Raw genomic sequence first — 20,821 nt, 5'->3', positions numbered from 1 at the left:
CATGGACATTATGGAAAAGGCCGCCGAGGAAATATTCCGCGTTTTCATGGTCGAACACTGGGCCCGTTTCTACTTCGCCGTGGAACAGGACGGGGTGGTGCACCTGGACGTGCCGGAAGACGAACTGGCGGTTCTGCGGGCCGAAACCCCGGATCTGGCCAGCTTCATCTCCGGCGTCAACGGCCAGCCCATCGATATGGAAACCTCCCGCCGCTCGGTGGGGGAATTCGTGTTCAAGTCCATGGAGGGCGGCAATTACCCTCCCGGCACCGTGGCCAAGGCCTTCGACAGCAAGCCGCTGGCCATGCTCATGCAGCTCTTCTCGGTCTGGATGTCCGGCCACGAGGCCCAGCTCGACCAGGAAAACATGTCCTTCTCGGACTGGGACAACCTCTTCTCCGAATGGCGCAAGGACCCGGCCGTGCTCCGCTTCAGCGCCACTCTCGCCTCGACCGGCAACCCGTCCGATCCCACCAGCGGTACGGTGCATTAGGAAGGATGTTGTTTTCCCGGGGGAGGGGGGCGACGTCTCTTTCAACCTGTTGACGTAAATTTCTTCTTTTTTCGCCCCGAAGGGGCGACGGCGTGGTGCAGGCGGAATTTGTCGGGACGAGCTTGTCGCGAAGCGACATGCAGCGTCCCGGCAAATTCCGCCTGCATCTTCTCCGCTTCCGCCTGACCGCCAGCCAACCCCGCTCCCGCGCGGCCAAAGCGCACCGGATGGGGGGTCCGGGGGGCCCGTGGCCTCCCGGCGGGGGCTGGGGGGCAGAGCCCCCCTCCTGCCAAGTCGCCGTCTACTTCTTTTTTTTGAAGCGCCAGCCACGGCGGTGCATGCAGGCGCTGTAGGCGTCGAGGTTGTCGTCGTCTTCGACCACGTTTCCCATCCATTTTTCGGTTTCGGCGATCGGCGTGGGGTCGAAGTAGAAGCGGTCCATGCCGTAGGTGGGCGGCACGTCCTGGTTGGCTTCCTGGGTGCAGATGGCGGAGTCGGCGGCGAATTGTTTTTTGGCGTCGGCCGGATCGGCGATATTGGGATTGACGTAGGCGTGGCTGCAACCGGCCAGAATCATTGCGGCGACGGCAAGCAGTCGGGACAGGGCGGGCAGGGGAGATTTTCCCGTCATGGGTATTCCTTTGTGGGTGGATTTCATCAAGGGATATTTTCTCTTGCCGCGGGGTGCAACCTTTTTCGGGTGAAGAACGACTTGACAACCTGACGTGTTGTCTATTTTGTGGCAACAGTTATGAAATCCCTGATTGGAGGATAGTGACCCATGGATACGTATCTGTCTCTTGCTTTGGATATCGTGAAGGCCCAGGCCAGGGTTCGCAATATGACGGAAGAGGAAATAACGGCCATGATGTCGAAGCTGGCCGGGAGCATCAAATCCATTGATCTTGCGAGTGGCGGGGCTCGTGAGCTGGCGTCCGGCGACACGGCGCTCGATCCGAAGAAGGCTGTCAAGGAGCGCACCATCACCTGTATGGAATCCGGCAAGCCGTACAAGATCCTTACCAAGCGGCATCTGGCGAAATTCGGGCTTACACCGGAAGAATACCGGGCGAAATGGGGCTATCCAAAAGGGATGCCGCTCGTGTGCAAGGCCTTGCAACGGGAACGGCGCAAGAAGATGCGGGAAATGCAGTTATGGACACGGCGGCCGACCGAGTAATGTCGCGTCCTTGGTCTCCATGCATACGCTTTTCGCAGGGTTCTCTCGAAAAGCCGGATCTTGTCTGGGAGAGGTCGCCGCATGATGCTCCGCTTCGCCTTGGACCGTCGCGGGAATCTCCGTGACGGACCTGCGGCGGATTTTCCTCGCGTATCCCCCCTTGACTGCCTCTCGTAACCGTTTATTTTTTTGGCGCTCGACATGGTCGAGTGCTGCCGAGCCGTGCGGCGGCCAACCGGACGGCCCTTGACAAACGGGGGCCGAAAGATGACTTGTTGCGGCCGATCACGGGGCCGAAAGCGGCCTCAAGGGGAGTGTACGATGCCCATCTATGAATACAAATGCGACAAGTGCGGCAAGATTTCCGAAATCTTGCAGAAACATTTCGACGTGGACGAAGCGCCCTGCGAGGCGTGCGGCGCGCCGGCCCATCGCATCATGTCCAACACCTCGTTCGTGCTCAAGGGCACGGGCTGGTATGTGACCGATTACAAGGGCAACGGCGGGTGCAGCGCCGCCGGCGATGCCGCCAACGGCAAGGCCCACGCCGCCAAGTCCGAGGATTCTTCCGCCTCTTCCACGACCACCGCGTCCGATTCCTCTTCCTCCTGTTCCAAAGCGCCTTCCGGCGGCTGTTCTTCCTGCTCCTCGACTTCTTCGAGCGCCAGCGCCGCGTCCTGACGCGGCGCGATTTCGGGGAGATGAGAGGAAGGTGCGAGAGGGGAACCCTTTTTGAAAAAAGGGTTCCCCTCTCGCGCTCTCCCCTCCCCAAAACTTTCAACGGTTATGTGTGTTGTAACGACAGCACCCTGTAACTATTGAAAGTCTTTGGAAAGGGGGTCCGGGGGGAAACTTTTCTTCAGAAAAGTTTCCCCCCGGTTCCATTTTCATCGATCCTTACAGACCAACCCTGCGCAGCAACGCGGGGAGGTCGAGGTGGGCCTCCAACACGTCGGCCAGCCGGTCGAGGGCCGGTTCCAGGTCGTAGGGCGTGCGGTGGGCGATGGGGGCAAGGTTTCGTCGCCTGCGCAGGGTGTTGAGGAAATGGCGTCGGAAGGCGTCGGCGTCGAAGATGCCGTGCAGATACGCCCCCCAGACGCGCCCGTCCGGCCGGGCATAGCCCAGGGGCGAGCCGTCTTCGCGGGTCACGGCGAGGTGGGGCGGCGTGGCGTTGTCGGGCACGGTCAGGCCGTGGTGGATCTCGTAACCGCGAAGCGCCAGCTTTGAATCCGCGTGCACGGCCCGGGTGGCGGCCAGGGTCTTGGCGGCGGCCAGTTCCGTGCTGATCCCAAGGAGTCCCAGCCCTTCCTCCCGCTTCCGGCCCGATTCAAGTCCCAGCGGATCGGCCACGGCCGTGCCGAGCATTTGCAGGCCGGCGCAGATGCCCACGACTTCCGTTGTCCCTTCTCCGGCCAGGGCGGTGATCGCCGCGCCCAGCCCGGTTTCGCCAAGCCAGGCCAGATCGGCCAGGGTGTTCTTGCTGCCGGGCAGGATCACGGCGTCCGGCCGTCCCAGTTCGCTTACCCCGCGCACCCTGCGGAGATGGACGTCCGGTTCCACGGCCAGGGCGTCCAGGTCGGTGAAGTTGGACACGCGCGGCAAATCCACGACCGCGATGTCGAGGCGGTCGGGATCGTCCGGGGGCGCGGTCGGGAGGGTTCCTCCGTCCTTGAAGGTGACGGAATCCTCTTCCGGCAGGCCGAGGTTGTCGATCCAGGGCACGACGCCGACGACATCCCTGCCCGTGGCCCGGCGCAAAAAGGCGTTGGCCGGGTCGAGCAGCGACGGGTCGCCCCGGAAGCGGTTGAGCAGGTAGCCGGCCACCCGGGCTCGGTCGGCTTCGGCCAGGCACTCCATGGTGCCGAGCAGCGCCGCGTAGGCCCCGCCCCGGTCGATGTCCGCCGCGAGCAGCACCTTCGCCCCGGCATGGGCGGCCATGGCCATGTTGACCATGTCATGGGCCTGCAAATTGACCTCGGCCGGGCTGCCGGCTCCCTCCAGCACCATCACGTCCACATCCGCGGCAAGCGCGTCGTAGGCGTCCCTGGCCGCGGCGAAGGCCTGGGGCTTATACTTGATGTATTCGCCCACCCGCATGACGCCGACGGGCTTGCCAAGGACAATGACCTGGGAGCCGACGTCGGAGGTGGGTTTTAAAAGCACCGGGTTCATGCGCGCGTCCGGGGCGAGGCGGCAGGCCCTGGCCTGGACGATCTGCGCCCGGCCCATCTCCAGCCCATCGGCCGTGACCCCGGAATTGAGCGACATGTTCTGGGATTTAAACGGCGCGACCCGAAGCCCCCGGCGGGCAAGCGCCCGGCACAGCCCGGCGCAGAGCACGGATTTGCCGGCATTGGAGGCCGTGCCCTGGACCATGAGCGCCGGCGTCCCGCGCTTTGGGGCGAAGGACGGGGCCAGGGGGGAATCGAGCACCCCGGCCAGGGCGGCCAGGATGCGGTCGGTCTCGTCCTCTTTTCGCACGGCCACCCGGAGGAAGCGGTCGGACAGGGCATGAAAGTTGGCGCAGTCGCGAAGGGCCACGCCGTGCCCGGTGAGCGCCCGGCGGCAGACCTCGCCCGAAGAGGGGGCTTCGGCCGGAAGCCGGGCCAAAAGGAAATTGGCCGCGCCGGGCAGGACCGTAAAGCCGAGCCGCGTGAGTCCGTCGGCAAGGCGCTGGCGCAATCCGGGCAGGGCTTGCCGGATCGCTTCCAGGTAGTTTTTGTCGGCTAGGCCCCGCGCGCCCACGGCCTGGGCCAGGGTGTTGACCGACCAGGGCGGGAGCTTGCTGCGCACCCAACCGGCCAGGTCGGGGCTGGCGGCGAGGAGCCCCAGGCGCAGTCCGGGGATGGCGAAGGATTTGGTGAGCGAGAGGAGCACGGCCACGTTGTGCGGCCGGTCCGCGCCGGCAAGCGAGGCAAAGCCCGGCACGAAGTCGGCGAAGGCCTCGTCCACCAGGAACAGGCATTGGGGATGGCGCGAGGCCATGTCCACGATGGCGTCAGCGGGGAGGACCTTTCCGGTGGGGTTGCCGGGGCTGCCGAGCATGACCAGGGAGGGCGAGCGCAGCACGCCTTCGATCCGGTCGAGGTGGACGGCGAAGTCGTCGAACTCCACGGCCGGCACCCGGCGGATGTCCATGCCGGACTTGTGGGCGGCCGTGGCGTAGTCGGCGTAGCAGGGCGTGGGGATCACGGCCCGGGCCAGGCCGGTCGCGCGGGGCAGGGCGTAGAGGATCTCGCTCGTGCCGCCGCCGGCCACGAAATGGGAGGCCGGCGCGCCGTAACGCTCGGCGGCGGCGGCGATGAGCGCGGTCGCGTCCGGGTCCGGGTAATGGACAAGCTCGCCCGTGGCGGCGCTTAAGACCTGGCGCAGCCAGGGCGGCGGCCCCAGCGGATTGATGCTGGCCGAGGCGTCGAGGATGTCGGCCGGATCGCGCCCGGCCGTTGCCGCCAGGGCGCGGAGATTGCCGCCGTGGGGAAAGGACTCGCTCATCTGGCCACCTTGTGGGGCAACACCAGCACCAGGTACCAGCCTGTGGTGTTGAGTCGCGCGGCCAGCACCGTGTCCTTGGCCCTGGAAAATACAATGGGCCATTTCCGTTCGGTTTCGGACCGTTCGATGACCGTCTCGGCCGCATCGTTGAGGCTGTCGTCGGGACTGTCCACGTTTTTTTCCTGGCCGAGAGCGGCAAGTCCCCGGTCGGCCCGGAAATAGACCACCGCGTCGCCGGCCTTGGCGTTTTCGGCGACGATGCAATCCGCCACCTTCGGGTCGCTTGCCGCGATGGCCTTGCCGCGCCGGTTCATGAGGATGGCCTGGGCGCCGGGAATGGCGGCCAGATCGGCCATGACGTCCTTGGACAACTGGGCCAGGGTCACGTCGCGCGAGGCCACGCCGAGAAGCCTGTCCCCGTCGTAGACCGGGCACGAGGCCGTGACCATCATGCCGGCTCCGGCCAGATCGAGGTAGGGCGATTCCCAGCCGCAGGCCTTCTTCTCGAAATCGGCCGCCGTGTAGAAGCCTTTCTGGGTGGGTTGGTAATTGTCCAGGGCGCGGGAGAGGGGCAGGTAGGGGTAGATGGCGAACTCCTGGCCGGGCGTGGTCAGGTAGACCCAGGAAAAGGGCATGGCGTCGTAGGCGGCGGCCATGGCCGGGGCCAGCCTGGTCATGGCCGCCAGGGCGCGGAAAGTCTCGTCGGTGAAGTTCTCGCCGTTGTAGAAAAAAAGCGCCTGGCAGGGGGCCATGGCCTGCGGATCGGTCCCGCACGGCCCGGAGGCGTCGCGGAAGGCCACCACGCCGTCCTTGACGGCGTAGCTCTGCAGGTATTTGGCCCGCACTTCCGGGGGCGGGGCCGGGGTGTCGCGCCATACGGCGGCATAGGCAGCGCCAAGGGCCCTGGCGCTGCCGGAAACGGCCGCGAGCTGGCTGTCGAGCCGGCCGGCGGCCTCCAGGATCACGGCCCTGGCCAGGGGGTTGGTCTCGGCCGCCCGGGCGGGCGGGGCGACGAGCAGGACGGCAAGGACGCAGACGGTGAAAAGACCCATGGCTGGACGCATGGCGAGGCCTCCGGTTTGGGGCGCGTCATTTCTGGACGATCAGATGCCAGAACACGGAAAAAAGGCCGATGATGATGCCGACCACGGCGGCGGTGAAAATGATGTCCGGGGTGACGGAAAAGGTCCTGGCTCCCTTGTTGATGCAACGCCGGATGTACCAGAAACGCCAGGTGGCCACGACCATGACCAGCACGCCCACGGCGAAGGTGGAAAGCGTTATGGCCTCGGTGTGGAAGTGTTTTTGGGCCATGCCGGCGAACATGGGCACGTTTTGGATCTGCCGGATGAAGAAGTCGAAGCGCTCGATGACGAAGCTGAAGCCGAAAAGGGCCAGCCCCGTGCGGCACCAGGCCAGGAAGGTGCGTTCGTTGGCCAGGTGGTTGCGCTGCCAGGCGAGAAGCACCTGGGGATTGGTGAGGTCGTAGGGCGGGGCGTCGTGGACCGTGTCGGCCTTGGGCGCGGATTCCGGCATGAAGTCTCCTTGGTTTGAGGCTGCCATCAGATAGCGCGGCCGGGGCGGCCGGTCAACGCGGGGATCGGCCCGGGGCGGACGAAAAAGGGGGCCGGACGGATGTCCGGCCCCCTTGGCGGTAACGATGTGGAAGCGGTCGGCTAGTACATGCCGCCCATGCCGCCCATGCCGCCGCCGGGCATCGGGGGCATATCCTTCTTGGGCTCGGGCTTTTCGCAGATGGCCGCCTCGGTGGTCAGGAGCAGGCCGGCCACGGAAGAGGAGTTCTGCAGGGCGATGCGGGTGACCTTCTTCGGGTCGATGACACCGGCCTTGATCAGGTCCTCGTACTCGCCGGTCGCGGCGTTGAAGCCGAAGCCTTCCTTGCCGTCGCGCACCTTGGCCACGACGATGGAGCCTTCGAAGCCGGCATTGCCGGAAATCTGGCGCAGCGGCTCCTCGATGGCGCGCAGCACGATCTCGATGCCGGCATGCTCGTCGTCGTCGGCCGGCTTGAGGTCGGGCAGGTTCTTGACGCAACGCACCAGGGCGACGCCGCCGCCAGGAACGATGCCTTCCTCGACGGCCGCGCGGGTGGCGTTCAGGGCGTCCTCGACGCGGGCCTTCTTCTCCTTCATCTCGGTCTCGGTGGCCGCGCCGACGTTGATGACGGCAACGCCGCCGACGATCTTGGCCAGGCGCTCCTGGAGCTTCTCCTTGTCGTAGCTGGAGGTGGTCTCCTCGATCTGGGCGCGGATCTGCTTGACCCGGGCCTTGATCTTGTCGGCGTCGCCGGAGCCGTCGACGATGGTGGTGTTCTCCTTGTCGACGAGGACGCGCTTGGCTTTGCCGAGGTCGACCAGGGTGATGTTTTCCAGCTTGATGCCGAGGTCTTCGGACACGGCCTGGCCGCCGGTCAGGATGGCGATGTCTTCCAGCATGGCCTTGCGGCGGTCGCCGAAGCCCGGGGCCTTGACGGCGCAAACCTGCAGGGTGCCGCGCAGCTTGTTGACGACCAGGGTGGCCAGGGCCTCGCCCTCGATGTCCTCGGCCACGATCAAAAGCGGACGGGACATCTTGGCGACCTGCTCGAGGACCGGCAGCAGGTCCTTCATGGAGGAGATCTTCTTCTCGTTGATGAGAATCAGCGGCTCGTCGAGCTCGCAGACCATGCGCTCGGGATCGGTGACGAAGTAGGGGGACAGGTAGCCGCGGTCGAACTGCATGCCTTCGACGACGTCAAGGGTGGTTTCCATGCCCTTGGCTTCCTCGACGGTGATGACGCCTTCCTTGCCGACCTTGTTCATGGCCTCGGCGATGATGTTGCCGATGGTGGCGTCGGAGTTGGCGGAAATCGTGCCGACCTGGGCGATTTCCTTCTGGTCGCGGGTGGGCTTGGCCAGGGCTTCGAGCTCGGCGACGACGGACTCGACGGCCTTGTCGATGCCGCGCTTGATGGCCATGGGATTGCGGCCGGCGGCCACGAGCTTGACGCCCTCGGTGAAAATGGCCTGGGCCAGGATGGTGGCGGTGGTGGTGCCGTCGCCGGCGATGTCGGAGGTCTTGGAAGCGACTTCCTTGACCATCTGGGCGCCCATGTTCTCGAACTTGTCCTCGAGCTCGACTTCCTTGGCCACGGTCACGCCGTCCTTGGTGATGATCGGGGAGCCGAAGGACTTCTCGATGACCACGTTGCGGCCCTTGGGTCCAAGGGTGACCTTGACGGCGTTGGCCAGCTTGTCAACACCGTGTTTCAGCTTCTCGCGCGCTTTGGCGTCGAACAGAATCTCTTTGGCAGCCATGTATGCTCTCCTTCAATAAAGAGTGGAAATTCGGAATGGGGAAACCGGTGGCCTTAGGCCTCGATGACGGCCAGGATGTCGTCCTCGCGCATCACGAGCAGCTCTTCGTCGTCGAGCTTGATCTCGGTGCCGGCGTACTTGTTGAAAAGGACCAGATCGCCCTTTTCGACGTGCATCTTCATGTGATCGCCCTTGTCGTCGAGCTTGCCCGGGCCGACGGCGACGACTTCGCCCTTCATGGGCTTTTCCTTGGCGGAGTCGGGGATGATGATGCCCCCCTTGGTGACTTCCTCCTGTTCCAGCCGTTTGACAAGCACGCGATCGCCTAAGGGTTTGAGCTTCATACAGTGACCTCCAGTGGTATTTGGCAAGTTGGACCGCCGCTGGCACTCACGAGAGGCGAGTGCTAGCGGCGGGCGGAAACCTATCTAACCACATCACGGCGAAAGGCAAGGGGCGGAAGTGAAAAAAAATGGAATGCGGGGCAAAAAAATGAGGATGCCCCATCCGTTCGCCGAGCGGCCCGTCCCGCCTGCGAGGCGCAGCGTACCCCCCCTTTCCGAAAGGGCTTTTTCCCATTAGACTGGCAAAGCGCGGGCGGATTCGATCCTCCCTGTCCGCGATTCGACACGACGAAAGGCACCATGTTGGAAAAAAAACGCCGCCAAACCCGCCACCTGCCCGCGTTCATCCTGCTCGTCCTCGCGCAGGAACCGCGACACGGCGGGGCCATCCACGATGCCCTGGTCAAGCGCCTCCCCGGCCTCAAGATCGACACGGGCGCGATCTACCGCGCGCTCAAGACCCTGGAAGCCGACGGCGAGCTTTCCTCCGTCTGGGACGCGTCCACCCCCGGCCCGGCGCGCAAGATCTACCATATGACCGCCAAGGGCTGGGACCGGCTCGATTCCTGGAAAAGCGAGATCGAAAACCGCCGGGCGATCCTGGGCGATTTCCTCGCGGCCTACGCCGGACTCTCCCGACCCTGACCCGGCGCGGCCGTTTCGCCGTCCCTCCCCTCGAACGCCTTCCCCCGCCGCGCCCGCGTGCCTCTTGACAGCCCGGTATCCGCTCATTACTGTCTCAAACATCTAGATGTAAGTAGCATCTTAATGTTTAAGACTCTGAACCTGTAATCCAGAGGTGTTTCGGATGGATGCGCATCTTAGAGCCGGCATGGCGCAAGCATTATGGTTGGCTTTTTTCCTACTGCCTGCGGGGCTGCTGTTTCTCCTGGTCACGGCCGGTCCGGCCCGGGCGCAGGAGGGGGCGATGAGCGGCAGGGGAAAAGAGGTCGACGCCTACCTGCAACAGATCTTCAAGACGCGCAAAGGGGTGGATACGGACCGTATCCGGCGCAAATGGCTGGATATCCCCTATGCCTCCCTTTCCCCGGCGCAAAAACTGGACATCTACCTGCCGGAAACGGGCGACGGCCCCTTCCCCGTGGTCATCGCCATCCACGGCGGATCGTTCACCGCCGGCGACAAGCGGGATTTCCAGGTCGCCCCCATGCTGGCGGCCCTGGATCGCGGCTACGCCGTGGTGCCGATCAACTACAGGTTGACCGGGGAGGCGCTTTTCCCGGCCCAGATAGGTGACGTCAAGGCCGCCATCCGCTGGGTGCGCGCCAACGCGGCCAAATATTCCCTGCGCCCGGACAGGATCGCCTTGTGGGGCGACTCGGCGGGCGGCAATCTCGCGGCCCTGGCCGGCGTCACCGGCGGGACCGGAGAACTGGAGGACAAGAGCCTCGGAAACGGAGGGCAATCCAGCAAGGTCGCCGCCGTGGTCGACTGGTACGGCCCCATTGACTTTTTGACCATGGGCGATCCGCAGCGTCTGGCGGAAAAAGGCAACAAGCTCATCGGCAAAACGACCCTCGAGGCCCCGCAACTGTACCGGGAAGCGTCTCCCGAGAGTCATATCCATCCGGGGATTCCGCCCATCCTCATCCAGCACGGCGACGCGGACCGGGTCATCTCGGTGTCCCAATCCATCCACTTCGCCGATGCGCTGCGCAAAGGAGCCGGGGAGGGCAGCGTCGTCATCGACATCCTCAAGGGCGCGGATCATTTGGACGAACGCTTTACGACCCCGGAGAATACGGCGCGGGTGCTGGATTTTCTGGATAAATACATGAAGTGAGCCGCCCTCCCCCCGGGCCCAAAGGGGCAAGGGGCGGGAGGATTGTCATGGAAAGGCCCGGGCATGCGTTGCCCGGGCTTTTTCATCCGCGCGATTCTATAAGAATTTCAGGGAGCATGAACGCGCCGCCCGTTCGGTTGCAATGAAGCCGGCCTGACGGTGCGAAAGGGCGGTTTCTTTTGCGGAGAACCTCTTGTGAAAGGAATCACGCGATTGCGCCGGCTGGTGATTTCTTATAAGACGCATAAACTTGACGCTCTCCCCCATGGGGCCTAGAGCTTTTCCAAAGCAGGCGGCCGAAATGCTTTTGGATAGCTCAGCCTCGCGGCGGGGGCGGAGCGTTAAGTCCATGGCGGTCCCTAAACTTTTTTCCGAGGTGCCTATGCTCGACACGTTGGTGTTCGCGACGGTGCTGCTGCCATTTTTGGTCGCAGCCGTGTTGCTCGTTTTGCGTGAGCAAAACGTGCGCAAGGTCATCCTGGTGGCCATGGCGGGGGTGCTCATCCTCGCTTCCGTGGCCATGCTGCGCGGCGGAGCGTTCATTCTGTCGCCAGCCCCGCTGTATGACTCGCTCGTCACTCTTGGCGACTTCGTCATACTGTTCGTGGTGCTGTTTGTGGGTTTCAAACGCAAAAACCAGATCATCATCTGGCTTACCTCCGCCCAGATCGTCGGCCTTTTCTGGCTCGACTTCTTCATGGTCCACGGCCATGGAAAAACGCCGGCCTTTTTCGCCGACGACCTGAGCCTGGTCATGGTGTGCATCGTCTCCATCATCGGCTCGCTGATCGCCATCTACGGCATCGGCTACATGAAGGAGCACGAGGAGCATCTGCACCTGGCCAAGTCCAGGCAACCGCGCTTTTTCTTTTTCATCGTGCTGTTCCTCGGCGCGATGAACGGCTTGGTTCTGGCCAACAATCTGCTGTGGATGTATTTCTTCTGGGAATGCACCACGCTGTGTTCGTTCATGCTCATCGGCCATGACGACACCGAAATCGCTCGCAAGAATTCCGAGCGCGCCCTGTGGATGAACGTGCTCGGCGGCGCGGCCTTCCTCTTCGCGCTCATCGTGCTGCAGCATACCGCCGGCACGCTCTCGCTCCAGGACCTCCTGGCCCGCGGGCCGGAACTGGCCGTGGCCGGCGGCGCCATCCTGGTGCCCATGTTCCTGCTGGTCTTCGCCGGCATGACCAAGGCCGCCCAGGCCCCGTTCCAGAGCTGGCTGACCGGCGCCATGGTCGCGCCGACCCCGGTTTCGGCGTTGCTCCACTCCTCCACCATGGTCAAGGCCGGCGTGTACCTCATCGTGCGCCTGGCCCCGATCTACGTCGGAACCTACTTGAGCAACTTCATCGCGCTTTTCGGCGCGGTGGTCTTCCTGGGCACGGCCGCCCTGGCCGTCGGGCAGTCCAACGGCAAGAAGATCCTGGCCTACTCGACCATCTCCAACCTGGGGCTGATCATCGCCTGCGCCGGCATCAACACTCCGGCGGCCATCACCGCGGCGATCCTGCTCATCATCTTCCACGCCATCTCCAAGGCCCTGCTCTTTTTGTGCGTGGGCACGGTGGAACAGAAGATCGGGTCGCGCGACATCGAGGACATGCGCGGGCTTTACGGCGTCATGCCCCGCACGGCGCTGATCATGATCCTGGCCATCGCCACCCTGATGCTGCCGCCTTTCGGCATGCTCATGGCCAAGTGGATGGCCATCGAGTCCGCCACCGGCCAGTTCCTGATCATGATCATGCTGGGCCTGGGCTCGGCGCTCACCGTGCTCTTCTGGGCCCGCTGGGCCGGCACCATGCTGTCCGCGCCTTTCGGACGGCCCGCGCCCGAGGTCCAGCTGCCCTCGGTGCGTCTGCCGCTCGTCATCCTGGCCGCCATGGCCGTCGGCGCGAGCTTTTTCTCCCCCCTGATCTACACCAGCCTGGTGGCCCCGGTCGTGGCCATGTACTACCATGGCACGGCCTACGTTGTGCGCCTGGGCAACCTGGATTCGCCGACGGGTGTGTTCATCATCTATCCGCTGTTCATCCTTCTTGGCCTTGGCCTCTATTTCGCCGTCAAGCATGCGCGTAAGGTGACCGCTGCCGAGGTCGCCGAACCCTACATGTGTGGCGAACAGCTCAAGGTCGACGGCAAGCCCGGCTTCCTCGGCCCCCTGGGCCTGCCCGTGGCCGCCACCGCCAGCAACTACTACCTCGACCAGTTCTTCGGCGAAGCCGTGCTGTCCAAGTGGATCAACGTGATCGCGCTGGCCGTGCTCGTGATCATGCTTTTCGGAGGCGCCCTGTGATCATCAAAATCATCATCGCTATTGCGGCCCTTGTCCTGGCTCCCATAGCCGGAGCGTTGATTACCGGCGTGGACCGCCGCGTCACCGCCTGGCTGCAGTCCCGCTACGGGCCCCCGATCCTCCAGCCGCTCTATGACGTGTTCAAGCTGCTCGGCAAGGAGCCCATGCTCACCAACACCTGGCAGGCCATTTGCGCCTATGTCTACGTGACCGGCGCGGCCCTGTCCGTGATGCTGCTCTTCATGGGTTCCGACCTGCTCCTGATCTTCTTCGTCCTGACCGTGGGCGCGGTCTTCCTGGTCATGGGCGCGCTCGCTTCCCCCTCGCCCTACAGCCAGGTGGGCGGCCAGCGCGAGCTGCTCCAGATGCTGGCCTACGAGCCGCTGCTGATTCTCGTCTTCGCGGCCATCGCCATGGTCACCGGCAGCTTCAAGGTCAGCGCCGTCTTCGGCCTCGAGCGTCCGCTGCTCTACGACATCCCGTTGATGTTCATCGTGTTGGGCTACGCGCTCACCATCAAGCTGCGCAAATCCCCCTTCGACATCTCGGCCAGCCAGCACGCCCACCAGGAACTGGTGCGCGGCGTCTACACCGAGTACTCCGGCCCCTATCTGGCCATGGTCGAAATCGCCCACTGGTACGAGGTGATCCTGATCCTCGGGCTGTGCGCGCTCTTCTGGTCGACGAGCGTCGTCGGCATGATCGTCCTGGTGGTTCTGACCTACCTGGCCGAGATCATCGTGGACAACGTCACGGCCCGCTTGACTTGGCGCTTCATGCTCAAGTCCGCCGTGGGCATGGGCGTGGTCCTGACCGTGATCAACATGCTGTGGCTGTACGCCCAATAAACACGACCCCTCATCAAAGAGAGCGCATACATGTTATCCAACATGATCAATAAAGGACGGATCAAGTCCCCGTGGGTGGTCCACTTCGACTGCGGCAGCTGCAACGGCTGCGACATCGAAGTCCTGGCCTGCCTCACGCCCCTGTACGACATCGAACGCTTCGGCATCGTCAACGTCGGCAATCCCAAGCACGCCGATGTGCTGCTGGTGACCGGCACCGTCAACCAACGCAACAAGCACGTGCTCAAAAACATCTACGACCAGATGCCCGGACCCAAGGCCGTCATCGCCATCGGCGCCTGCGGCTGCACGGGCGGCGTGTTCCGCGAGGCCTACAACGTGGTCGGCGGCGTGGACAAGGTCATCCCGGTGGACGTCTACGTCCCGGGCTGCCCGGCCCGCCCCGAGGCCATCATCGACGGCGTCGTGGCCGCGTTGGAAAAGGTCAAGACCCTGCTCGGCATGACCGCCTAGGGCGCTGTCCGAACGATGCAACCGGGGCGCGCCTATCGCCCCGTACCGAGGATACGAACGTGCTGGAAACCATACCCGTTACCTGTGACGCCGTGCGGGCCGTCGCCAAGGAATGCTTCGACGACGGCTGGCGGCTCATCACCATGTCCGCCGTGCAGACCGGCGACGACACCTTCGACGTCATCTATCACTACGACAAGGACCTGGTAATGAAGCATTACCGGCTGTCCATCCCCAAGGATACCGTGGTCCCGAGCATCTCGCCGGTCTATTTCGCCGCTTTGCTCGTGGAAAACGAGATCAGAGACCAGTTCGGCATCTGCTTCAGCGACATCGTGCTCGATTTCGGTGGAGCGCTCTATCTGGAAGAAGAAGTCCGCGCCATGCCTTTCTGCAAGGTCAGCGTGGCCCAAAAACAGAGCTAAAGAGGGAACCCTATGGCCCGTACCATATTGCCTTTCGGACCGCAGCATCCGGTCTTGCCGGAACCCCTGCACCTCAAGCTCACCGTCGAGGACGAGACTGTCATCGAAGCCTTGCCGACCTTGGGCTACGTTCACCGTGGACTGGAAAAGCTGTGCGAGATCCGTGACTTCAACCAAATGATCCAGATCGTCGAACGTGTTTGCGGCATCTGCTCCTGTCTGCACGCGCTTTGCTACTGCGAGGGCCTCGAGCAGATCATGGGCGTCGAAGTGCCGCCGCGCGCCAAGTACCTGCGCACCATCTGGGGCGAGCTGCACCGCATGCACTCCCACCTGCTGTGGCTGGGGCTTTTCGCCGACGCCTTCGGCTTCGAGAGCCTGTTCATGCAGTTCTGGCGGATTCGCGAGCGCATCATGGACATCATGGAAGCCACCTGCGGCAACCGCGTGGTCGTTTCCGTCAACGTCATCGGCGGCACGCGCCGTGACCTCTCCCCCGAACAGTGCCAGTGGATCGAACAGCAGCTGGCGATCTCCGAAAAGGAGCTCAAGCAGCTTTCGAGCACCATCTTAAACGACTACACCGTGAAAAAGCGCACCGTGGGCAAGGGCGTGCTGACCAAGGAGCAGGCCTACCAGCTCGGCGCGGCTGGCCCCACGCTTCGCGGCTCGGGCTGGGCCCAGGACGCCCGGCAGACCGGCTATGCGGCCTTCGGCGAACTCGGCTTCGATCCCATCGTCGAATACGACGGCGATTCCTACGCCCGCTCGGCCGTGCGCTTTCGGGAGACGCTCCAGTCCATCGACCTGGTGCGCCTGGCTATCGCCCGCATGCCCGCCGGCGAGACCGCGACCAACATCGAAGGCGCCCTGGGCGACGATACGCCGCGGCCCATCACCGGGGAGCGCGGCGACATCATGCAGGCCTACAAGCACGACAAACGCCGCCGCACCGTGGCCGCGCCGCCGCCCAACCTCGACCTCCCCAGCGGGCACGTGTCCGTCAAAGTCAAGGGTAAGCCCGACGGCGAGGCCGTCACCCGCGTGGAACAGCCGCGCGGCGAACTGCTCTACTATCTCAAGGCCAATGGCTCCAAATACATGGACCGCGTGCGCATCCGCACCCCGACGTTCGCCAACATCCCGCCGCTTCTGGCCATGCTGCCGGGGTGCGAGCTGGCCGACGTGCCGGTCCTCGTGCTGTCCATCGACCCCTGCATCAGCTGCACCGAACGGTAAAAAAGGAGCGCGTTCCATGTTCAACATGACCAAAAACGTTGTCGCCAACCTGCTGACCAAAAGCTCCACGCGACTGTATCCGTTCGCCGTGCGGGGCCACTTCGAAGGGTTTCGCGGCACCCTCGTCAACAACATCGACGAGTGCATCTTCTGCCGGTCCTGCATGATCAAATGCCCGTCCCAGTGTATCACCGTGGACAACAAGGTCGGCACCTGGACCTGTGACGCCATGGCCTGCGTCTACTGCGGCATCTGCGTGGACGTGTGCCCCACGAACTGCCTGTCCATGACCAAGGAACACCGTCCCGTGAGCACCGAGCACGAGACGATTTCCCTCCAGGGCGTGCCCAAAAAGAAGAAAAAGGAAGCCGCCGCCGAATAGCGGCGAGCCTGATCGTGAGCGTAAACGCCCGCCGTCGGTTTCCCGACGGCGGGCGTTTGTCTTTTCGCCGAAAGCCCGCTATGCGGCGGCATGATGAACGACAGCGCTCCGAGAGGGGCGAGGCGTTTGATCTTCCTGGCCGGCTTTCTCGTCTTTTGCCTGTGCCTCGGCGTCCATCTTGCGATCAGCCTCTACTGGGCCTTCACCGGTTCCCGTCCTGCCGTGCGGGTCGAGCCGCGCGGCTATGCCAATGTCCTTGGCGACATGGAGCCGCGTCTTCGGGTGACGGCGCGTGAAATCGACGGACTGCCCTACACGGTGACCACAAACAATCAGGGATTTCGCGGCGAGGAACCTGTCTCGGCCGAGAAGACGGCCGACGGCCTGCGCGTGTTGTGTCTGGGGGATTCGTTTACCTACGGCGTCGGCGTCGACGACGACGCGACGTATCCCGCCCTTCTCGAAACATTGTTGCGGCGACGCCTGCCCGACCGCGACGTCCAGGTCATAAACGCCGGAGTGCCATTCTACGATATCTTTGACGAGCTGTCCTATTTCCGTGAAAAAGGGGCGAAGCTCAAGCCTGACGTGGTGGTAGTCCAATTTTTCATCAACGATCTCGAGGCGATGGGTGGAACGTTTTTCCGCGAAGACCTGCTTGCTCGCCAGGGCGGCCGGTATAATCCGTTGGAGCGGGCCACCGGCCGCGAGGCCGTGGACCGCCGTCTCAACCAATGGCTCGAAAAGCGCTTCCCGCGATTGACGCGGTTCGTCAAAAGCGGGCTTCCTCCCTCCGGTCCCTCGCGCGCCGAGACGGGACCGCTCGCCGGTTACCACGTGCGTCCGACCGACGCGGAACATGCCTTGCTCGGCAATCGCCAACGCCTGCTTACGGCCGATCCCGGTGTTGCCCGTTCACGGCTGTGGTCCAACTATCGCCGGGCGCTCCTGGCCCTGCGCGATGCGGTCGTGTCCACGGGCGCCCGGTTTCTTTTCGTCCTGGCCCCGGATGCGGCCCAGGTCCGGGAGGATTTCAACCAGCCGGCATTGGCCCTGGTGCCGTTTTGCCGGGAAAACGGCATTCCGGTCATTGATCTGGCTCGGCAACTGCGCGCCATGTCCGGAGAGGCGGTCGATCGTTATTACCTGTTGCCGCGAAACGGGCACCTGAGCGCCGAGGGCAATACCGTCATGGCCACTGCCGTGGCCGAAGCCATCCACGTGCGGCGATCCGTTCGCGGGCCTGTCGTGTCGATCGCTCCGGCGCGGCGGGCGTTCGATTATGCCGATCCGGTTCGTTTGAACCTGAAATTCGGTCCCCGGTGCGTCGCGCCGGCCCAAAACGGCCCTGTGCGCATTCGCGCCGTGCGTTGCGACAACCTCGTGCCCTGGACCGTTGATATCAGACATGGGCGCAACCGGATAAGCGGCTTGCGACCCGACGTCACGCGCGGCCCGCTTGGCACGCTGACACTGCGGGTGGAATCGGAAAAGCCCATGGCCCAGGTTTCCGTGACGTTTTTCCGAAAATTCGCGCCGCCCGTAAACGGGTACGCCCAGCTTTCCTGGTCGCGCGGCGGCAGCGACTACACCACGCTGCAATTCGCTTCGGAAAAGGACGTGGCCGCGCCTGAATCTTTTGAGACGAGCCGATTGGCTGAAATCGATTTGCGGGAAAAACCCGCGCGCGTGGTGTTTCTGAAATTGGAACTGCGCAACGAAGCGCGGATATTCAAAGAGTCCCTCGATCCCCCGTGGCGGCGCTTCGAGGTCGTCTGCTATCCGGCCGATTCTTCTTCGGAGACGGTCAGCCGCGCAGCCACAGATAGGCGCGCGTCGCCAGCCGATCGAGCACCAGGGCCGGATTGACGGGAGTGGGGGAGAGCACCAGCGCTTCCTGGCACTCCGAGAGCAGCAGGTCCAGCCGGCGGGGAATGTCCGGGTCCCGGCAGCCGGAAAGCAGATCGGCCAGATCCGTGCCCCCGCGTCCGGCAAGAAACGCCGCCAGCTCCCGCGAAAGCTCCGTCACCACCCGCTCGGCGCAAAGCCGCGACGGCCGTCCCTTGTTCGCCGGAAACCAGCCCCGCCCCGTGCGCCAGAAGCCGTGCAGCGCGTCCAGAAGCGGCCACGGATCATCGTCGCCGCCGGCCGGCAGCGGCACGTCCGTGTCCGGCCAGGCCAGGGTCAACGTGAACGACCGCGATACCAGGGTCGGAAAAAGCCGTTCGCGCTGGGGCGCGAGAAGCACGAACACGTTGCCCGGACGCGGCTCCTCCATGGCCTTTAAAAGCGCATTGGCCGCCTCTTCCGTGAGGGCCTGCGCCTCGGCCAGGATGATCACCCGCTTGCCCGGCCCGCGCGGCGGCTCGCCCACCAGCCGGCGCACCTCGCGCATGGCGTCCACCTTGATCGTCTCCGCCGCGCCGTCGAAATACTGCAAATCCAAGAACACGTTGTCCAGGATCTGCCGGCAGGTGCCGCATACGCCGCAGGGCGGCGTTTCGGCTTCGCAATTGAGCCGCGCCGCCAGAAAGAGCGCCACGGCCGCGCGTTCCCCGGCCGAGCCGCCTTCCAGGATCAGCGCCTGCGGCACCGCCCGCGCCAAGGCGTCCACTCCGGCCAGCACGTGCGTCTGGCGCTCGGTGACCCCGAAGGCGGATGCGGATGTGGGAATGGACATGGTGAAATGATCGTCATGGCGGGCGGTGACAACGTCCCCGCCCGCCGGGGCAGCGCTCCGGCTACCCCCGAATCATGGTCTGCCGGCGGTCGGGGCCGACGGAGATGATGGAGCAGGTGGTTTTGAGCGATTGCTCGATGCGCGACACGTATTCGCGGGCGGCCAGGGGCAGGTCCTCATAGGCGGTGATGCCGGAGATGTCTTCCTCCCAGCCGGGCATGGTTTCGTAGATCGGCTCCACATGTTCGAGGGCGCCTTCTTCCTGGGGCGGGTACTCGTGGATTTGCCCTTTGTAGCGGTAGCCGATGCAGAGCTTGACTTCGTAGAGGCCGCTTAAGACGTCGAGCTTGGTCAGCGCGATCTCGGTGGGGCCGGACAGGCGGGCGGACTCGCGCAAAAGCACGAGGTCCAGCCAGCCGCAGCGGCGCTTGCGGCCGGTGGTCGCGCCGTATTCGCCGCCTTTTTCCTGGAGGTAGTCGCCGATGGTGCCGAACAGTTCGGTGGGGAAGGGCCCGGAGCCCACGCGGGTGGTGTAGGCTTTGACCACGGCCACGACACGGCCGAGGACGGCGGTGGAGCAGCCGCTGCCGGCGGCGGCCTGTCCGGCCACGGTATTGGACGAGGTGACGAAGGGGTAGGTGCCGTGGTCGATGTCCAGGTGGGTGCCTTGCGCGCCTTCGAAGAGCACGTCGCCGCCTCCGGCCAGGGTCTTCTGGATGACCGAGGACACGTCGCCGAGGTAGGGGAGCAGGCGCTTGGCCACCGGAGCCAATCCTTCGGCCACCACGCCGGGGTCCAGGGCGGGCATGTCGTAGAGCTTGGTGAAAAGCGTATTTTTTTCGATCAGGGCGTGGGTGATCTTTTTGAGCAGCAGTTCCGGGTCGGCGAAGTCGCCGGCGCGGATGCCGATGCGGGCCATCTTGTCCTCGTAGCAGGGGCCGATGCCGCGCCCGGTGGTACCGATCTTGCCGCCGGCGCGAAGCGTTTCGCGCGCGCCGTCGATCAGCCGGTGGTAGGGCATGATGATCTGGGTCTTTTTGGAGATGACGAGGCGCTCCGGGGTGACCTTCACGCCCTTTTCGCCCAGGGTGTCCATTTCGCGGCACAGCACTTCGGGGTCGAGCACCACGCCGTTGCCGATGAGGCAGACGGTGCCGGAGTGCAGGATGCCCGAGGGCATGAGGTGGACGATGGTTTTTTCGCCGCCCACGACCAAAGTGTGGCCGGCGTTGTTGCCGCCCTGGAAGCGGACTACGGCCTTGGCGGATTCGGTGAGCAGGTCGACGATCTTGCCCTTGCCTTCGTCGCCCCACTGCGCGCCGTGAATGACGATGCCCCGGCCGGTGCCGGATGCCTGCTGGTTGCGCTGCTCGGCCATATCCTTAAGACTCCCCTGCATCCTTGGGTCGAAATTCCAGAACCTTGCCCCGGCGCGGCTTGGCGGCGGGCGTCGTTTCCGCCTGCGGCGTCGCGGCGGGAGCGCCGGGCGCGGCAACGGAGGGCGCGGTCTCGGCCGTGGCCGGCGCGGGCTGGTGCCCGGGCTGGCGGCCTTCGGCCCAATGATGGTTGAATAGCTGGTTTTTGAAACGCATCCCCTGGATCATGGCCAGGACAAGGACCGACTCTTCCCAGCGCTGCGACGGTTCGAAGTGGCTCACCGCCTCGGCGTATTTGTCCCAAAGGGCCATCAGCGACGCCTCGTCAAAGGCGCGAAGCTGCCGGGCCAATTTCAACAGAACCTGTTCCACGATCGTACCTCTAACCCCGAAATCCGGCCGCCTTTCCGGGCGGACAGGCCTTCGTAGCAGAATTGGCCGGGCCTTCCAAATGCAATTTGCCGC

At 64.3% G+C, this 20,821-nt stretch carries 21 protein-coding genes; 12 read left to right on the top strand and 9 right to left on the bottom strand.

Annotated elements, in window-relative coordinates; genetic code table 11:
• Position 1: 1 nt before the first annotated feature.
• Positions 2–493: a hypothetical protein gene (locus DESFRDRAFT_RS14355; protein WP_005995066.1), complete on the top strand. Its 492-nt coding sequence runs from the start codon at positions 2–4 to the stop codon at positions 491–493.
• Positions 494–794: 301 nt separating this feature from the next.
• On the opposite strand, the gene DESFRDRAFT_RS14350 is transcribed toward DESFRDRAFT_RS14355, so the two are convergent.
• On the bottom strand, positions 795–1,124 hold the full coding sequence (locus DESFRDRAFT_RS14350; RefSeq protein WP_005995064.1) for a hypothetical protein: 330 nt from the start codon (positions 1,122–1,124) through the stop codon (positions 795–797).
• 150 nt (positions 1,125–1,274) lie between these two features.
• Here DESFRDRAFT_RS14350 and DESFRDRAFT_RS14345 point away from each other — a divergent pair, with 150 nt between their 5' ends.
• Together DESFRDRAFT_RS14345 and DESFRDRAFT_RS14340 are read left to right on the top strand one after the other, a co-directional pair.
• Complete coding sequence (locus tag DESFRDRAFT_RS14345) at positions 1,275–1,673, top strand: MucR family transcriptional regulator (protein ID WP_005995062.1); 399 nt, start codon at positions 1,275–1,277, stop codon at positions 1,671–1,673.
• A gap of 321 nt (positions 1,674–1,994) precedes the next feature.
• Positions 1,995–2,354, top strand: a complete 360-nt coding sequence (locus DESFRDRAFT_RS14340; RefSeq protein ID WP_005995060.1) for an FmdB family zinc ribbon protein — start codon at positions 1,995–1,997, stop codon at positions 2,352–2,354.
• Between the two features lie 216 nt (positions 2,355–2,570).
• Here the strand turns inward: DESFRDRAFT_RS14340 and DESFRDRAFT_RS14335 are convergent, their stop codons facing one another.
• The 5 genes from DESFRDRAFT_RS14335 to groES all read right to left on the bottom strand — a co-directional run bounded on the left by DESFRDRAFT_RS14335 (position 2,571) and on the right by groES (position 8,826).
• Positions 2,571–5,165 carry a cobyric acid synthase gene (locus DESFRDRAFT_RS14335; RefSeq protein WP_005995058.1) on the bottom strand — a complete coding sequence of 865 codons (2,595 nt, stop codon included), beginning with the start codon at positions 5,163–5,165 and terminating at the stop codon, positions 2,571–2,573.
• On the bottom strand, positions 5,162–6,229 hold the full coding sequence (locus tag DESFRDRAFT_RS21645) for a PDC sensor domain-containing protein (protein WP_005995056.1): 1,068 nt from the start codon (positions 6,227–6,229) through the stop codon (positions 5,162–5,164). The genes DESFRDRAFT_RS14335 and DESFRDRAFT_RS21645 overlap by 4 nt, the downstream gene beginning before the upstream one ends.
• Before the next feature lie 25 nt (positions 6,230–6,254).
• Entirely contained in the window at positions 6,255–6,701 is a 447-nt protein-coding gene (locus DESFRDRAFT_RS14325) for a YidH family protein (protein ID WP_005995054.1), read from the bottom strand.
• A gap of 140 nt (positions 6,702–6,841) precedes the next feature.
• Positions 6,842–8,482: a chaperonin GroEL gene (gene groL / locus DESFRDRAFT_RS14320; protein ID WP_005995052.1), complete on the bottom strand. Its 1,641-nt coding sequence runs from the start codon at positions 8,480–8,482 to the stop codon at positions 6,842–6,844.
• Between the two features lie 53 nt (positions 8,483–8,535).
• The gene (gene groES, locus DESFRDRAFT_RS14315) at positions 8,536–8,826 is read right to left on the bottom strand and encodes a co-chaperone GroES (RefSeq protein WP_005995050.1); all 291 of its coding nucleotides are present in this window, start codon (positions 8,824–8,826) and stop codon (positions 8,536–8,538) included.
• A 300-nt stretch (positions 8,827–9,126) separates the two neighbouring features.
• Here groES and DESFRDRAFT_RS14310 point away from each other — a divergent pair, with 300 nt between their 5' ends.
• The 9 genes from DESFRDRAFT_RS14310 (at position 9,127) to DESFRDRAFT_RS14270 (ending at position 18,169) form a co-directional block, all read left to right on the top strand.
• Positions 9,127–9,471, top strand: a complete 345-nt coding sequence (locus tag DESFRDRAFT_RS14310; RefSeq protein WP_005995048.1) for a PadR family transcriptional regulator — start codon at positions 9,127–9,129, stop codon at positions 9,469–9,471.
• Positions 9,472–9,754: 283 nt separating this feature from the next.
• Positions 9,755–10,630 carry an alpha/beta hydrolase gene (locus DESFRDRAFT_RS14305; RefSeq protein ID WP_005995046.1) on the top strand — a complete coding sequence of 292 codons (876 nt, stop codon included), beginning with the start codon at positions 9,755–9,757 and terminating at the stop codon, positions 10,628–10,630.
• Between the two features lie 382 nt (positions 10,631–11,012).
• Complete coding sequence (locus DESFRDRAFT_RS14300) at positions 11,013–12,932, top strand: NADH-quinone oxidoreductase subunit 5 family protein (protein ID WP_043794964.1); 1,920 nt, start codon at positions 11,013–11,015, stop codon at positions 12,930–12,932.
• Positions 12,929–13,780, top strand: a complete 852-nt coding sequence (locus DESFRDRAFT_RS14295; RefSeq protein ID WP_005995043.1) for a respiratory chain complex I subunit 1 family protein — start codon at positions 12,929–12,931, stop codon at positions 13,778–13,780. Before DESFRDRAFT_RS14300 ends, DESFRDRAFT_RS14295 begins: the two co-directional genes overlap by 4 nt.
• Positions 13,781–13,810: 30 nt before the next feature.
• Complete coding sequence (locus DESFRDRAFT_RS14290; RefSeq protein WP_005995041.1) at positions 13,811–14,254, top strand: NADH-quinone oxidoreductase subunit B family protein; 444 nt, start codon at positions 13,811–13,813, stop codon at positions 14,252–14,254.
• Between the two features lie 59 nt (positions 14,255–14,313).
• A complete protein-coding gene (locus DESFRDRAFT_RS14285) occupies positions 14,314–14,679 on the top strand; it encodes an NADH-quinone oxidoreductase subunit C (protein WP_005995040.1) in 366 nt (121 codons plus the stop codon).
• 12 nt (positions 14,680–14,691) lie between these two features.
• The gene (locus DESFRDRAFT_RS14280; protein ID WP_005995038.1) at positions 14,692–15,918 is read left to right on the top strand and encodes a hydrogenase large subunit; all 1,227 of its coding nucleotides are present in this window, start codon (positions 14,692–14,694) and stop codon (positions 15,916–15,918) included.
• Positions 15,919–15,934: 16 nt separating this feature from the next.
• A complete protein-coding gene (locus DESFRDRAFT_RS14275; protein ID WP_005995031.1) occupies positions 15,935–16,300 on the top strand; it encodes a 4Fe-4S dicluster domain-containing protein in 366 nt (121 codons plus the stop codon).
• Between the two features lie 93 nt (positions 16,301–16,393).
• Complete coding sequence (locus DESFRDRAFT_RS14270; protein WP_005995030.1) at positions 16,394–18,169, top strand: SGNH/GDSL hydrolase family protein; 1,776 nt, start codon at positions 16,394–16,396, stop codon at positions 18,167–18,169.
• On the opposite strand, the gene DESFRDRAFT_RS14265 is transcribed toward DESFRDRAFT_RS14270, so the two are convergent.
• The 3 genes from DESFRDRAFT_RS14265 to DESFRDRAFT_RS14255 form a co-directional block, all read right to left on the bottom strand.
• Entirely contained in the window at positions 18,108–18,980 is an 873-nt protein-coding gene (locus DESFRDRAFT_RS14265) for a DNA polymerase III subunit delta' (RefSeq protein WP_005995029.1), read from the bottom strand. The genes DESFRDRAFT_RS14270 and DESFRDRAFT_RS14265 overlap by 62 nt on opposite strands.
• 61 nt (positions 18,981–19,041) lie before the next feature.
• A complete protein-coding gene (locus DESFRDRAFT_RS14260) occupies positions 19,042–20,358 on the bottom strand; it encodes an adenylosuccinate synthase (protein WP_005995028.1) in 1,317 nt (438 codons plus the stop codon).
• A 4-nt stretch (positions 20,359–20,362) separates the two neighbouring features.
• Positions 20,363–20,728: a hypothetical protein gene (locus tag DESFRDRAFT_RS14255; RefSeq protein WP_005995027.1), complete on the bottom strand. Its 366-nt coding sequence runs from the start codon at positions 20,726–20,728 to the stop codon at positions 20,363–20,365.
• Positions 20,729–20,821: the final 93 nt, after the last annotated feature.

It is taken from the genome of Solidesulfovibrio fructosivorans JJ] (genome assembly GCF_000179555.1).
Lineage (GTDB): Bacteria > Desulfobacterota > Desulfovibrionia > Desulfovibrionales > Desulfovibrionaceae > Solidesulfovibrio > Solidesulfovibrio fructosivorans.
The sequence above is the reverse complement of the archived record's forward strand: the minus strand, read 5'-3'. Positions and strand labels throughout refer to the sequence as shown.

What these genes read in the sequence shown, in the direction of transcription:
- DESFRDRAFT_RS14280 (WP_005995038.1), top strand. Translation starts at nt 14,692, where the DNA reads ATGGCCCGTACCATATTGCCTTTCGGACCGCAGCATCCGGTCTTGCCG.
- DESFRDRAFT_RS14310 (WP_005995048.1), top strand. Translation starts at nt 9,127, where the DNA reads ATGTTGGAAAAAAAACGCCGCCAAACCCGCCACCTGCCCGCGTTCATC.
- DESFRDRAFT_RS14270 (WP_005995030.1), top strand. Translation starts at nt 16,394, where the DNA reads ATGAACGACAGCGCTCCGAGAGGGGCGAGGCGTTTGATCTTCCTGGCC.
- DESFRDRAFT_RS14325 (WP_005995054.1), bottom strand. Translation starts at nt 6,701, where the DNA reads ATGCCGGAATCCGCGCCCAAGGCCGACACGGTCCACGACGCCCCGCCC.
- DESFRDRAFT_RS14275 (WP_005995031.1), top strand. Translation starts at nt 15,935, where the DNA reads ATGTTCAACATGACCAAAAACGTTGTCGCCAACCTGCTGACCAAAAGC.
- DESFRDRAFT_RS14305 (WP_005995046.1), top strand. Translation starts at nt 9,755, where the DNA reads ATGAGCGGCAGGGGAAAAGAGGTCGACGCCTACCTGCAACAGATCTTC.
- DESFRDRAFT_RS14340 (WP_005995060.1), top strand. Translation starts at nt 1,995, where the DNA reads ATGCCCATCTATGAATACAAATGCGACAAGTGCGGCAAGATTTCCGAA.
- DESFRDRAFT_RS14300 (WP_043794964.1), top strand. Translation starts at nt 11,013, where the DNA reads ATGCTCGACACGTTGGTGTTCGCGACGGTGCTGCTGCCATTTTTGGTC.
- DESFRDRAFT_RS21645 (WP_005995056.1), bottom strand. Translation starts at nt 6,229, where the DNA reads ATGCGTCCAGCCATGGGTCTTTTCACCGTCTGCGTCCTTGCCGTCCTG.
- groES (WP_005995050.1), bottom strand. Translation starts at nt 8,826, where the DNA reads ATGAAGCTCAAACCCTTAGGCGATCGCGTGCTTGTCAAACGGCTGGAA.
- DESFRDRAFT_RS14260 (WP_005995028.1), bottom strand. Translation starts at nt 20,358, where the DNA reads ATGGCCGAGCAGCGCAACCAGCAGGCATCCGGCACCGGCCGGGGCATC.
- DESFRDRAFT_RS14350 (WP_005995064.1), bottom strand. Translation starts at nt 1,124, where the DNA reads ATGACGGGAAAATCTCCCCTGCCCGCCCTGTCCCGACTGCTTGCCGTC.
- DESFRDRAFT_RS14345 (WP_005995062.1), top strand. Translation starts at nt 1,275, where the DNA reads ATGGATACGTATCTGTCTCTTGCTTTGGATATCGTGAAGGCCCAGGCC.
- DESFRDRAFT_RS14265 (WP_005995029.1), bottom strand. Translation starts at nt 18,980, where the DNA reads ATGTCCATTCCCACATCCGCATCCGCCTTCGGGGTCACCGAGCGCCAG.
- DESFRDRAFT_RS14355 (WP_005995066.1), top strand. Translation starts at nt 2, where the DNA reads ATGGACATTATGGAAAAGGCCGCCGAGGAAATATTCCGCGTTTTCATG.
- DESFRDRAFT_RS14335 (WP_005995058.1), bottom strand. Translation starts at nt 5,165, where the DNA reads ATGAGCGAGTCCTTTCCCCACGGCGGCAATCTCCGCGCCCTGGCGGCA.
- groL (WP_005995052.1), bottom strand. Translation starts at nt 8,482, where the DNA reads ATGGCTGCCAAAGAGATTCTGTTCGACGCCAAAGCGCGCGAGAAGCTG.
- DESFRDRAFT_RS14290 (WP_005995041.1), top strand. Translation starts at nt 13,811, where the DNA reads ATGTTATCCAACATGATCAATAAAGGACGGATCAAGTCCCCGTGGGTG.